This is a genomic window from Coprococcus sp. AM14-16, assembly GCF_003434675.1.
Taxonomy (GTDB): domain Bacteria; phylum Bacillota; class Clostridia; order Lachnospirales; family Lachnospiraceae; genus Coprococcus; species Coprococcus aceti.
Window position 1 is genome coordinate 188,048 of sequence record NZ_QTLL01000002.1, and the last position, 12,354, is coordinate 200,401.

A 12,354-nucleotide genomic window follows, 5' to 3' on the forward strand; every position below is an offset into this window, starting at 1 on the left:
CTGCATTGAATAACACAAACCGCCCACACCCCTTTATTTATCCGGGATGTGGGCGGTTTTTAGCAAAACTTCTGCTTTTTACTGCGCATGCTCAAACTGATGCTCTTTGTAGTGATGAGCCTCCTCCAGCATCATGTCCTTGACCTTCATAAGTCTGACCTGAGTGCTTCGCTCATTCTCATCAAGCTTCATGCTTATATACTTTATGCCCTCCCGGGTCTCCGGGATAATGACATGCTCAAGAGCATTTACGCGCCTTCTGGTCTTCTCTATCTCCGCTGCAAGCATCTGGCAGGACTTCTCAACCTCCGCCAGCCTCAGCATATCAGGAAGTATATCCGAGAGGGACTTCACTGCATCATCCAGCTCTCCGGATGTAAATGCAAATCCATATGAATATATGTCATTTGAATTTGCGCTTTTCGTCTTATAGTCGTACACCGGAATGTCAACACTCATTACATTCCTGTCGCCAAGAGCGACCCGCACCTCCTGCTTCGGAGCCATGAGCGCCGTACTCAATGTCTGCTCATTCATCCCCGCCTTCGCTATTACGAAGTTGGTGTTGGCAGCTTTGATGCCAGCCTCAACCTTCTTTCTCAGTTCCATATTCTCTCTTGCCATGTCAAGGAACTGCCTCATCAGTTCATCTCGCTTATCCTTCAGGAGCTTATGACCTCTGGACGCCGTAACCAGCTTCTTCTTTAGCCTTGTCAGCTCCATACGTGTAGGATTGACAACCACATTAGCCATCCGTCTTCTCCTTTCTTCCAAATATATTTTCCAGTTGCCTGACATGTATTATAAAATCAACGTGCATATGGCAATTTCGAATGTTATACACTGAATTGTGTCCCCTTTGCGGCATATATTGCCAATAGGGGGAATTTGAGGTCGCCGGTCCTTAGGTGACGCCGTGAAGGCGGCACCTTAGTACCGCTGCAGACCGAAATAAGCGGAAGCGACCCCCGGTTGGCAATATATGCCGCAAGAGGGGGCGAACACAACCCATATCTTTCGAAATTGCCCACGCCCTCTACTTTCCGTAATACATGTCAAGCCACTTGTCGTCGATACGTTTCAGCTCGCCTCTAGGAAGAATGGAGAGAAGCTTCCAGCCTATGGCAAGTGTCTCCTCGATACTTCTGTCAGTGCCGTACCCCTGGGATACATACTCCTTCTCAAATGCCTCTGCAAACTTTGCATATATGATATCTATATCAGAAAGTGCCGACTCACCCAGGATAGTCATGAGCTCCTTGGCATCCTTTCCTCTTGAATAAGCAGCAAATAACTGGTTCATGGTGCTGGCGTGATCTCCTCTGGTCTTGCCCTCACCGGTTCCCTTATCCTTAAGTCTGGACAGCGATGGAAGTACATCGATAGGCGGTGTGATTCCCTTTCTGTACAGCTCTCTTGAAAGAATGATCTGCCCCTCCGTGATATATCCCGTAAGGTCAGGTATAGGATGAGTCTTGTCATCCTCAGGCATGGTCAGGATCGGTATCATGGTGATACTTCCATTCTTGCCCTTCTGTCTTCCTGCTCTCTCGTACAGAGTTGCCAGGTCAGTGTACATGTATCCAGGATAACCACGGCGTCCCGGAACCTCTTTTCTTGCGGCTGATACCTCACGAAGTGCATCCGCATAGTTCGTGATATCCGTGAGGATTACCAGAACGTGCATGTTCTTCTCAAATGCAAGATACTCAGCGGCGGTAAGTGCCATTCTAGGTGTGGCGATACGCTCAACCGCAGGATCATTTGCCAGGTTGATGAAGAGGACTGTTCTGTCTATGGCACCAGTCTCCTTGAAGCTCTCTGTGAAGAAGTTTGCCTCCTCAAATGTGATACCCATAGCCGCAAATACAACGGCAAATGGCTCATCTGTTCCGCGCACCTTCGCCTGTCTTGCTATCTGTGCTGCAAGCTGGCTGTGCGGAAGTCCTGAAGCCGAGAATATCGGCAGCTTCTGTCCTCTTACCAGTGTGTTCAGTCCGTCTATGGCTGATATACCTGTCTGAATGAACTCAGACGGATAGTTCCTGGCAGCCGGATTCATCGGCAGACCATTGATATCTCTTCTCTCATCAGGAAGTATCTCAGGGCCGCCATCTATAGGTCTTCCAAGTCCGTCAAATACACGGCCAAGCATATCTTCTGATACGCCGAGCTCCATACTCCTTCCAAGGAATCTTACTTTGCTGTTTGAAAGATTTATACCCGTCGAGTTCTCAAAGAGCTGTACCAGGGCATCCTCACCATTTATCTCAAGGACCTTGCATCGTCTGATCTCGCCGTCCGCCAGCTCGATCTCACCCAGCTCATCATAAGCTACATTCTCAACTCCGTGCACCAGCATCAGAGGACCCGCAACTTCCTGTATAGTTCTGTATTCCTTTGGCATAGTCTTAGTCCTCCTTCTCTATAGCTTCCTGAAGCTCTTTGTCAAGCTCCCTGGATATCTTCTCGTACTCTTCATCCACATTCTCAGGAAGCACATATTTGAATCGTCCGATCTTTTCTCTGATCGGCATGTTCAGAATATTTCTTATGCTTGCTCCACCGGCCAGTGCCTGCGCTGACTCCTCGTAGAACGCCATGATGAGCTCCATCATCAGAAACTGCTTGTGAAGCGGTGTGTATGTGTCCACATCATGGAATGAGTTCTGGTGGAGGAAATCCTCTCTGATGGATCTCGCCGCCTCCATCTTCAGCCGGTCTCCCGCTGAAAGGGCATCCATACCTACCATCTTAACGATCTCATCGAGCTCTGCCTCCTCCTGAAGCAGGGTCATCATCTTCTGTCTGTCGACCATGAACTTTTCATTTACATTTTCCTCGAACCATTTGCCCATATTGTCCACATACAGAGAGTATGAGGTCAGCCAGTTGATGGCAGGGAAATGTCTCTTGTACGCAAGCGATGAATCCAGTCCCCAGAATACCTTGACGATTCGAAGTGTTGCCTGTGAAACCGGCTCGGAAATATCACCACCCGGAGGAGAAACCGCACCGATAACCGACAGTGCACCGGTTCTGCCCTCGCTGCCGAGAGTCTTGACCATTCCGGCTCTCTCGTAGAACTGTGCAAGTCTTGAACCGAGGTAAGCAGGGTAACCCTCCTCACCAGGCATCTCCTGCAGACGTCCTGACATCTCTCTGAGTGCCTCAGCCCAACGCGATGTGGAATCCGCCATGAGTGCCACCGAGTAACCCATATCACGGAAATACTCAGCTATAGTTATACCCGTATATATAGATGCCTCTCTGGCCGCAACCGGCATATCCGATGTGTTGGCTATGAGGACTGTTCTCTGCATGAGTGAATGTCCGGTCTTCGGATCCTTCAGCTCTGGGAACTCGTTCAGAACATCTGTCATCTCATTTCCACGCTCTCCGCATCCGATGTAGACAACGATATCCGCCTCAGCCCACTTTGCAAGCTGATGCTGGATGACTGTCTTACCGCTTCCGAAAGGTCCGGGAACCGCAGCCACTCCTCCCTTTGCTATAGGGAAGAATGTATCTACAACTCTCTGTCCTGTGATAAGTGGCATGATCGGTGGTATCTTCTCCTGATATGGACGACCCTTACGAACCGGCCACTTCTGCATGAGTGTCAGCTCCCTGTCACCCTTGTCTGTCTCAACCACACACACAGTCTCCTCGACCGTGAAGTCTCCTGCCTTTATCTCCTTGATGATTCCTGTCACACCATAAGGCACCATGATCTTCTGTGTGACAACCACCGTCTCCTGAACTGTTCCTATCACATCGCCAGCCGACACCTTATCGCCCACCTTTGCCATCGGCACAAATGTCCACTTGATATCTCTCTTCAGCGATGGAACTTCAACTCCTCGCTTCAGGTTGTTACCACATATCTTCATGATATCATCCAGCGGTCTCTGGATTCCATCGTATATACTGCTTATAAGTCCCGGTCCCAGCTCAACTGACAGAGGCATTCCCGTTGACTCGACCGGTGCTCCCGGTGCAAGTCCTGATGTCTCCTCATATACCTGAACTGATGCCTGATCTCCGTGCATCTCTATGATCTCGCCGATAAGTCTGCTCTCACTTACACGCACCACGTCGTACATATTTGCATCACGCATGCCCTCAGCGATGACCAGTGGTCCGGCGACCTTCTTAATCTTTCCTGTAGCCACTTAACAGCTCACGCTCCCTTCTATTTGTATGCTCCACTACTCTTCATTAAATAAAATATCCGAGCCTACAGCCTGCTCAACGGATTTCTTTACTCCCGCTATTCCGGCCCCTGTATTGCCAGATATCCCCGGTATGAGAATGATCGCAGGCTTCATAACCTCTCTGTATCTGTCTATCTCTTTATTGAGATCCGAAGCCAGTGCCTCGGTCATATATATGACTGCATAATTGTCCTCTGCCAGCCTTTTCAGCAACGTGACCCCATAATCCAGATTTTCTACAGGGAATGTATCCAGGCCCAGAGTTGCAAATCCGTATATACTGTCATAATCGCCCATAACAGCTATCTTATACATACATCTCCCTTACCCTTTCCCTGATAGCCTCCTCCGGAAGCTGGTTCAGCTTGCATGTCAATATGATCCTGACTGTCTTTATCTCGTTGAGCCTCGCCAGAATGTACGCCACTATCGGTCCCACCGTAAATGGGTTGTACTTCTGAGGCTTTATCGTTTCTATGATACGGTTGTCACACCATCTCTCAAATGCCGATGCCGACTCAGAAAGTGCCTCTGCCCCACCAGCGTATGCTGTATCTGCAAGGTATCTCTCTATCTCCTCCATGCCAGCCACCGCAGCCGTCGCCAGCCTGTCAATATCCAGAGTGTTGCACTCCGCCATGGCTCTCTTCATGAAATCCTTGTTTTTGCCTGTCTTCATGGATCTCACCGCTATCTTGATATCTGCAACAGCCACCGTCGTCTCTGCATAATCCCTGAGCAGGCTGTCATCTGCCTTCTTTGCAGCCTGCATGATCGCCAGCAGTGTTCCTCGATCTATCACAGCATCGCACATCTGTCCATCTCCAGCCTGTGCCATACAGTCCCAAGCCTCCCTCGCGCAGTCTCTCATGTGTTCTGGAAGTCTGTCCCACGCCTTGTCACTTACGATGGACAGCATCTTCTGACCGTCTATCTCGGCATTGTCGAAGAACACATGGGCAGGAGTCTCCCCAGCAACCACAGTCTTGATCGCCGCCTTGAGGTTGTGATACAGATCTGGAAGTCTTATGACATCGAACACGGACATATCATCCACCATCTCAGCCACAGTAGCCCACGTCTTGTCAGTCTCCGCCCTAAGTATGTCATTCTCATCCATACTGGCTTTATCACTATCGCCCCAGCCCTTCTCTATGATGAACTGAACCGCCTTCTTGTAGGAATCCGTGGCCACGAGCTGTTCTATGACTGCCTGACTCATAAGCGTCATCTCAAGTGCCCTGATCCTGGCAACTGCATATATATATTTGTCTGCCATCTGCCTACCTCCAGCTATCTGTTATCAACAAATAATAATTCATTTACCTTGTCTGCCAAATGTTCTCTGTTCGCGTCCAGCATTGCCCTGAATGAACAGTTTTCCTCGATTCCTCCGTAGATCAGGATAAATCCTCCATCTATATCACAGTTCCCATTGGACACCTTAAGGCTTCCTCCATGAGCTGCAGCTATCTGCTCTATCTGCTTCTCAGTCTGTGGTGTAAGTCGTTTTCTGTCTTTCCCGGAGAAACATATCTCTCCGCTTTTCGGCTGTACCGACTTCTCCAGACATTTGACGATCACCTGGAAATACTCCTCATCCGGGAGCGCCACCATTGCGTCATATGCCTTATCCAGCATATTCCCAATTATGGACTGCTTTGCCGCAAGTATCGCCTGTCTCTTCTTAAGCTCTGATGAGGACTTTGCCCTGAATGATCCGGACTTTTCTGCCTGGGCAACCTTCTCTCTGGTCTCCTCATTCATCTTATCCACAGTCTTTTTGGCATTTGCAATGATGGAATCCGCGTTTCTGGCAGCCTGAGCTTTGATCTCTTCAGCTTCCTTCTGCGCTTCCTGAAGGATCTGTTCTACGATTGTTTCCAATCCCGTCATAAAGTACATCCTCCTTACAAAAAGTTATAATTTGATTCCATTTACTGCAAGAATTGATACCAGAAGTGCAAGGATCGCATATGTCTCAACCATGGCTGGGAAAAGCATCGCCTTACCAAACTGATCAGGCTTCTTTACAACTATTCCAACTGCTGCAACTGCTGTCTTGCCCTGGTGCATTGCTGATACAAGACCAACTACCGCTATTGGAAGACATGCTGCAAGCATCATAAGTCCCTGTGCTACTGTGAGCTCCTTCGGTGTTCCTGAAAGGATTCCTATGTTGGACAATGCTATGAATCCAACAAGAAGTCCGTAGATACCCTGTGTACCCGGAAGAAGCTGGATGATAAGAACTTTTGCGAATTTGCTTGGATCCTCACTTACTACACCTGCTGCCGCCTGACCAGCAACTCCTACTCCATATGCAGATCCCATGCCTGCAAGAATTACTGCAAGCGCAGCTCCCACTAATGCCAAAACCGTTCCCATTGTCATAATATTTTCTCCTCCTAAAATTGGTTTCTTATTTCTGTGTTTCTGTACCACTTACTATATCAACGTACTTCGTATTCTCCCTGAACGGCCTGAATGGATTGCCGCCGCCCTCGTAGAATTTGCCGAAGAACTCTACATACTGGAGACGGCATGTGTGCACGTATGCTCCCAGCATGTTGATCGCAAGGTTGAACAGATGTCCTACTATAAATACGATGACGAACACTATGGCTCCGAATATTCCATCGCCAGCCATGCTTCCCATCTGGTTTATTACCTGTGCTATAACTCCCGTCGCAAGTCCCAGAGCAAGAAGCCTTGAGTACGACAGCAGATCTGACAGCCAGCCTGTCAGGTTGTATATGTCATACAGTCCAAGTGCAAGTCTGAGCACCGGATTCTTGTGGTCTCTTCCCGACATGAGCACGATGATCGCAGCTCCCACAATCGCCAGTCCGTAGCTTGTATTCTTAAGCCAGCCAGGGAAATTGAACTGCATCTGTGCTATGGATGCGAACAGCTCCGTCGGCATGAGCATCAGCACAAGTCCTGTGATGAGCATGAACCACGACAGCACGTCGCATATGAATGATTTCGCATCTCCCTTCTTCAGGCACATATATCCCTTGAGTGCCAGTCCGCCGAACAAATGTATAAGTCCGAACAGCAAAGAGAATAACAAAAGCTTCATCGGGTCATCCAGCGGTGCAAACCATACCGGCTTGAACGTCACCTCGTGGTGGAAAAACGTCCTCGATACCACCGTTATCAGGTCTCCGAAAAAACCACCAAATAATATTCCCCATATCAGTGTGGATATACCACAGTACATGAACAGACGCAGGGACTTTTGAAGTCCGTTCTCCATCTTCGGGAATTTCCTGATCAAAATAAAACATGCCAGGAATATGATGAGTCCATACGCCGCATCGGACAACATGAGTCCGAACAGGAATATATAGAATATCGCCATCGGTGTGGTTGGATCCATCTCACCTTTTCCCGGAAGTCCAAATGACTCCAGTACGCCCTCCGCCGATGCGAACATCTTCGGATTCTGAAGCTGTATAGGTGCCGCTTCATCCTCAGGAACATCATATACATCAGCCATAAGGCTAAATTTCTCATTGAGTACAGCCACTACCCTGTCTACGTCTCTCTCCAGCACATATCCCGATATGACAAATGTGCTCTTTGATTGGAGAATATTTCCAAGGACCTTATATTTATCCGCCCTTATGCGGTAATAGTCAGCCAGAAGTCTCAGCTTGTCTCTGTCATCAGCCATGGATACTAGTTCATTCTTCTTGTCCTCTATCCACTGTTCGAACTCCCTTATATTCTCCCTGTACTTATCTGTCTTCTGTTCAGGTGTTCTTTTGGAGAAATACGAAATTCTTGTAAATCCATGAGATCTCAATATCTCCTCCACCCTCTGTGATACAGGTTTAAGGGCTATTGCCACCATACAAGTCTGATCCTTATCAGATCCTACAACAGTGACTGTGTATCCCGCTATCTCCGGTTCCGCAGAGCTTATATACCCCTGAATATCAGTCTCCGTGAGCCCCGGTGGCATAGTTCCGATCATCACATCCGTCTTCTCGGTCCCTGTGGTATTGATCGGTATGTCCATATTCAGCCACGGCGCCAATCCGTCTATAGCCACCTGACATTTGACTATTTCCGCCTCGCAGCCGGCTATGTCCTTGCTGATCTCCTGGATCTTTTTAACCTCACGGTTATAATCCCATCTTCCAGCTATGATCTCCTGAATGTCAGCCTCTGACGCCTCCTGCCGTCCTTCCAGGCTGGCAAATATGGATTTCTCCTCCGGAGCATATTTATCAATTATCTGTAAGGCTTCATCTGTATTCTGTACTCTCTTCTCGTACTTTGCTCTCTGGCTTGTGGTACTCATCTTCCTGAAGTCATCAGTCTCTTCGTTATCAGTCTGTATCTCAACCATTCCCAGCGACTGGAGCTTCTCAAGAATTGCTTTTCTGTCCCTCTTCATGGCACAGATCTCAATCTTCTTCATAGGAAGTACCGCCATACATTTACCCCCTTTCTTAAAATGCCTGCAGGACTTTTCATCCCACCAGCTCTGCGATGATCATGGAAGTAACCTCGCCTTCCATGGACGCTGCACGTTCCCTGAGATGTGCGATCTCAGCGGTGGCAATATCCATCGCCTTCACCGTGAGCTTCTCCTCCTCAGATCTGCCGGCTCCCTCGGCACTCTTCATGCTTTCTCTCGAAGCTGATCCTGCGGCCGCGATCATATCCGCAGCCTCCTTCTTTGCAGCAGCTACTGTATAGTCGGCTTCTTCCTTGGCCTTGCGAATGATCTCGTCAGCTTCAGACTCTGCATCGGTTATCTTCTTCATAGTCTCCTGCAGCATAACATTCCTCCCTTATAAAAATTTATGAGCAGACTCAATTCCATAAACACTTTATCAAAGCATCACTTTAGATTATTATGTCAAAACTCAAGTAATATTATTTTATAATGAGTTGGCTATATTGTAAATAAACATTTTGTAAAGTTTGTACAACCCCCTTGATATTTTTTTATTGTTAATGTACAATGTGACTATGTTGATAATACTTATGTTTATCCATTAATCATTTTTCTTCCTTTTAACGCGGTTATATGTCGAACAAATGATGCAGTTTGACGAAAACCGCATAAAAAAGATCCCATGACAGTCTTGACCATACTGTCATGGGATTCTTTTTTTAGGAGCATGCGTGCTTCGCAAGGAATCTCCCGCCTTAAAGGCGGGTCCTCCTTACGGCATAACTTATGATACTACTCAATCATTCCGATTCTTCTTACGTGACGCTCATCATTTGAGAATGGTGTGTCGAGGAATATGTCGACTATCTTAAGTGCAAGTCCAGGTCCTATGACTCTGGCACCCATAGCCAGCATATTTGCATCGTTGTGCTCTCTTGTCGCCTGTGCCGAGAAGCAGTCGTGGCAGAGTGCAGCTCTGATTCCCTTTATCTTATTCGCTGAGATCGATATTCCTATTCCTGTTCCGCAGATGATGATTCCCTTATCACACTCACCTGAGGCTACTGCCTTTGCTGCTGCCTGTCCATATACCGGGTAGTCAACTGACTCTGTGCTGTAACAGCCAAAGTTCTTGTACTCAAGGCCTCTCTCCTCAAGATGCTTTATAACCTCCTGCATAAGCTCATATCCGCCGTGGTCACATCCAAGTGCTATCATGTTCTGATTCTCCTTTTTATATAATATTTTTTTCGAAAATAACTAACAGCTTATTATCCTGTGTCCTGCAGCCTTGATGAGACGGTTCATGATGGCGTAGCCCATGTCCCCCTCCTCAAATGACTCGCTGTATATATACTGTGCACCTATGTCATCACAGGTTCTGAGCAGACTGTACAGTCCGGCAGACACAGTTATCTCGTTCTTCTTGCTTCCGGCATCGTATACGTTCTCGCATACTCCGTCATCATAAAGACTGACATTGTCAGTGTCACACAGTATCGCAGTCTTGTATCCCTGCGCCTTTTTCTCCGCAACAAGACTTCTTATCTTCTCAGCCGCAGCCAGTCTATCGCCCTCTACTATGCTGAGTTCTCCCTTTGGAGCATAGTGTGTGTACTTCATCCCTGGAGCCTTAGGTCTCAGAGCATTGTTCATACCTGTTATCGCCGGATCTATAGTCACATCGCCAACGATATCCCTTATCATCTCCGGAGTGATATATCCAGGCCGCAATATAGTCGGTCTGTCTCCGGTCATGTCCACTATCGTCGACTCTATACCGATTCCGACTGCCCCGCCGTCGATGATCATATCTATCCTGCCGTCCATATCCTGCTGCACATGCTGCGCAGTGGTCGGGGATGGTCGTCCGGACAGATTGGCACTTGGAGCTGCGATATACACTCCCGAATCCTTTATGAGCCTCATGGCAACCGGATGTGATGGCATCCTGATGGCAACCGTATCAAGTCCGCCAGTGGTCGTGTGCGGAACGACCTCTTTCTTGTTGAGTATGATGGTGAGTGGTCCCGGCCAGAATGCTTCCATGAGCTTCTTCGTGTCGTCACTCACTGTCTCCGCCAGTTCATACACGCTTGATGTCTCTGCTATATGGACTATGAGCGGATTGTCCGATGGCCGGCCCTTTGCCGCATATATCCGATGTGACGCATCCGGATTCAGCGCGTCTCCTCCAAGGCCATACACTGTCTCTGTCGGGAATGCTACAAGACCACCTCTCTTAAGTATCTCCGCCGCCTGCTCATACATGCGGTCGTCATCCACTCCTGCTTTTGCAATTATAGTGTTCATCACTTTACCTTCTTCTATAATAAATTGTTATCGCTTCTATATTATTGCATATACGCCCATATTTTAGCCCAGCACCGCATGTGTGTCAAATGTTTAGGCTATATTTGGGTAACATATATCATATAACGTCCGCCGCCGTCATATAAAATAGTAATTACACTTCCCGGGTATCACCGATGCGTACTTCCACCAAATTATACATACTTGTATTTGCCATAATATTTGCAGTAATACTTCCTCCTATCCTCTGCTACATATTTATAGTCCGTCCCGCAGACCATACAGCCGGGCAGGATACTTCCACCAATACAGGAAATGAGCGCACATCCACCGAAGGTTTGGACACCACAGATGCGGCAAAATCATTTACGATCCTCATCGATCCGGGACACGGCGGATTTGACCCGGGTAAGGTCAGCCCGGATGGGATCATGGAAAAGGATATAAATCTGGCCATCGCCTCAAAGCTGGCATCGGCACTTACGGATCAGGGATTTTCCGTGTATCTGACCAGAGACTCCGACAAGTCCCTGAACAGTGAAAATGCATCCAGCAAGAAGACTTCAGATCTGAAAGCCCGCACCAACCTCGCCACAAATGTAAACGCTGATCTCTACATCAGCATCCACCAGAACAGCTATTCAGCCGAGTATGTCCACGGAGCGCAGGTATTTTATTACTCCACTTCCTCCGGTGGTAAAGCCTTGGCGGAGTGCATCCAGGAGCATCTCATCTCCGAAGCCGATCCATCCAACACACGGACGGCAAAGGGCAATTCCGAATACCTTGTTTTGCGGGAAAGTCCATGCACCGCCGTCATCGTTGAGTGCGGCTTTTTGAGCAACACAAAGGAATGTTCCGATCTGTGCAATGATGAATACCAGACCGCCCTAGCAAACGCCATCTGCAATGCAGTCTGTACATGGCATGAACAGCACGCCAAATAAAACCAGGAGCTCTGCTGTGACAGCGGCAGAGCCCCCCAAATAGATGTTAAGTGTAATTCTGTGCATATAATTATGTTCTATATGCTACTGCTGCCTTTTAACCCCCTATAGGCATCACCCCCAAATAGTTTATTTTTCCATCCCTGCCATGCAATGTAAAGACAGATGTGTTGTGATGTATTATTCTCCTTTTATGTGCCATGTGTCAGTTATGGAAATGTGTGAGCACTGTCATATCACTATCTCTGGGAATTGTATCTGAGACGATAAGAATCAGACAGAATTTGTAGAAAAATAAAGAAATGAGCTCATCTAAATATCCTGAGCACGTCCCGCTCACAACTCCACAATAACGCATAAAAAGCCATTTTCCAACCCCATTTGAGCATATTTTATGAAATTTTCATAAAAGTATACATAACGTAGAATTAGGGATATTTTTTCACGGAAAATTCCAATA

At 47.7% G+C, this 12,354-nt stretch carries 12 protein-coding genes; 1 reads left to right on the forward strand and 11 read right to left on the reverse strand.

Features of this window, described 5'->3' with window-relative positions; all coding sequences use genetic code 11:
* Positions 1-78: 78 nt before the first annotated feature.
* The 11 genes from DW159_RS07030 to DW159_RS07080 form a co-directional block, all read right to left on the reverse strand.
* Entirely contained in the window at positions 79-753 is a 675-nt protein-coding gene (locus DW159_RS07030; RefSeq protein ID WP_117549719.1) for a V-type ATP synthase subunit D, read from the reverse strand.
* 283 nt (positions 754-1,036) lie between these two features.
* Complete coding sequence (locus tag DW159_RS07035; RefSeq protein ID WP_117549721.1) at positions 1,037-2,407, reverse strand: V-type ATP synthase subunit B; 1,371 nt, start codon at positions 2,405-2,407, stop codon at positions 1,037-1,039.
* A 4-nt stretch (positions 2,408-2,411) separates the two neighbouring features.
* Complete coding sequence (locus DW159_RS07040) at positions 2,412-4,175, reverse strand: V-type ATP synthase subunit A (RefSeq protein WP_117549723.1); 1,764 nt, start codon at positions 4,173-4,175, stop codon at positions 2,412-2,414.
* A 36-nt stretch (positions 4,176-4,211) separates the two neighbouring features.
* Positions 4,212-4,532: a V-type ATP synthase subunit F gene (locus DW159_RS07045; protein WP_117549725.1), complete on the reverse strand. Its 321-nt coding sequence runs from the start codon at positions 4,530-4,532 to the stop codon at positions 4,212-4,214.
* The gene (locus DW159_RS07050) at positions 4,525-5,496 is read right to left on the reverse strand and encodes a V0D/AC39 family V-type ATPase subunit (RefSeq protein WP_117549727.1); all 972 of its coding nucleotides are present in this window, start codon (positions 5,494-5,496) and stop codon (positions 4,525-4,527) included. The genes DW159_RS07045 and DW159_RS07050 overlap by 8 nt, the downstream gene beginning before the upstream one ends.
* A 14-nt stretch (positions 5,497-5,510) precedes the next feature.
* Positions 5,511-6,113, reverse strand: coding sequence for a V-type ATP synthase subunit E (locus DW159_RS07055; RefSeq protein ID WP_022217530.1), 603 nt, complete (start codon positions 6,111-6,113; stop codon positions 5,511-5,513).
* Between the two features lie 24 nt (positions 6,114-6,137).
* Positions 6,138-6,611 (reverse strand): V-type ATP synthase subunit K, encoded by a 474-nt coding sequence (locus DW159_RS07060; RefSeq protein ID WP_004850778.1) that lies wholly within the window; start codon positions 6,609-6,611, stop codon positions 6,138-6,140.
* A 28-nt stretch (positions 6,612-6,639) separates the two neighbouring features.
* Positions 6,640-8,667 (reverse strand): V-type ATP synthase subunit I, encoded by a 2,028-nt coding sequence (locus DW159_RS07065; protein WP_117549729.1) that lies wholly within the window; start codon positions 8,665-8,667, stop codon positions 6,640-6,642.
* 37 nt (positions 8,668-8,704) lie between these two features.
* A complete protein-coding gene (locus tag DW159_RS07070) occupies positions 8,705-9,016 on the reverse strand; it encodes a vacuolar (H+)-ATPase G subunit (protein WP_015534275.1) in 312 nt (103 codons plus the stop codon).
* A gap of 410 nt (positions 9,017-9,426) precedes the next feature.
* Entirely contained in the window at positions 9,427-9,852 is a 426-nt protein-coding gene (gene rpiB, locus DW159_RS07075) for a ribose 5-phosphate isomerase B (protein WP_015534276.1), read from the reverse strand.
* 42 nt (positions 9,853-9,894) lie between these two features.
* The gene (locus tag DW159_RS07080) at positions 9,895-10,947 is read right to left on the reverse strand and encodes an L-threonylcarbamoyladenylate synthase (protein ID WP_015534277.1); all 1,053 of its coding nucleotides are present in this window, start codon (positions 10,945-10,947) and stop codon (positions 9,895-9,897) included.
* Between the two features lie 176 nt (positions 10,948-11,123).
* Between DW159_RS07080 and DW159_RS07085 the strand changes: the two genes are divergently transcribed.
* The gene (locus DW159_RS07085; RefSeq protein ID WP_117549731.1) at positions 11,124-11,894 is read left to right on the forward strand and encodes an N-acetylmuramoyl-L-alanine amidase; all 771 of its coding nucleotides are present in this window, start codon (positions 11,124-11,126) and stop codon (positions 11,892-11,894) included.
* The last annotated feature ends 460 nt before the right edge of the window (positions 11,895-12,354 follow it).

Excerpts from the sequence above, each read along its gene's own strand:
- DW159_RS07030 (WP_117549719.1), bottom strand. The coding sequence starts at position 753 with ATGGCTAATGTGGTTGTCAATCCTACACGTATGGAGCTGACAAGGCTA.
- DW159_RS07035 (WP_117549721.1), bottom strand. The coding sequence starts at position 2,407 with ATGCCAAAGGAATACAGAACTATACAGGAAGTTGCGGGTCCTCTGATG.
- DW159_RS07045 (WP_117549725.1), bottom strand. The coding sequence starts at position 4,532 with ATGTATAAGATAGCTGTTATGGGCGATTATGACAGTATATACGGATTT.
- DW159_RS07050 (WP_117549727.1), bottom strand. The coding sequence starts at position 5,496 with ATGGCAGACAAATATATATATGCAGTTGCCAGGATCAGGGCACTTGAG.
- DW159_RS07055 (WP_022217530.1), bottom strand. The coding sequence starts at position 6,113 with ATGACGGGATTGGAAACAATCGTAGAACAGATCCTTCAGGAAGCGCAG.
- DW159_RS07060 (WP_004850778.1), bottom strand. The coding sequence starts at position 6,611 with ATGACAATGGGAACGGTTTTGGCATTAGTGGGAGCTGCGCTTGCAGTA.
- DW159_RS07065 (WP_117549729.1), bottom strand. The coding sequence starts at position 8,667 with ATGGCGGTACTTCCTATGAAGAAGATTGAGATCTGTGCCATGAAGAGG.
- DW159_RS07070 (WP_015534275.1), bottom strand. The coding sequence starts at position 9,016 with ATGCTGCAGGAGACTATGAAGAAGATAACCGATGCAGAGTCTGAAGCT.
- rpiB (WP_015534276.1), bottom strand. The coding sequence starts at position 9,852 with ATGATAGCACTTGGATGTGACCACGGCGGATATGAGCTTATGCAGGAG.
- DW159_RS07080 (WP_015534277.1), bottom strand. The coding sequence starts at position 10,947 with ATGAACACTATAATTGCAAAAGCAGGAGTGGATGACGACCGCATGTAT.
- DW159_RS07085 (WP_117549731.1), top strand. The coding sequence starts at position 11,124 with ATGCGTACTTCCACCAAATTATACATACTTGTATTTGCCATAATATTT.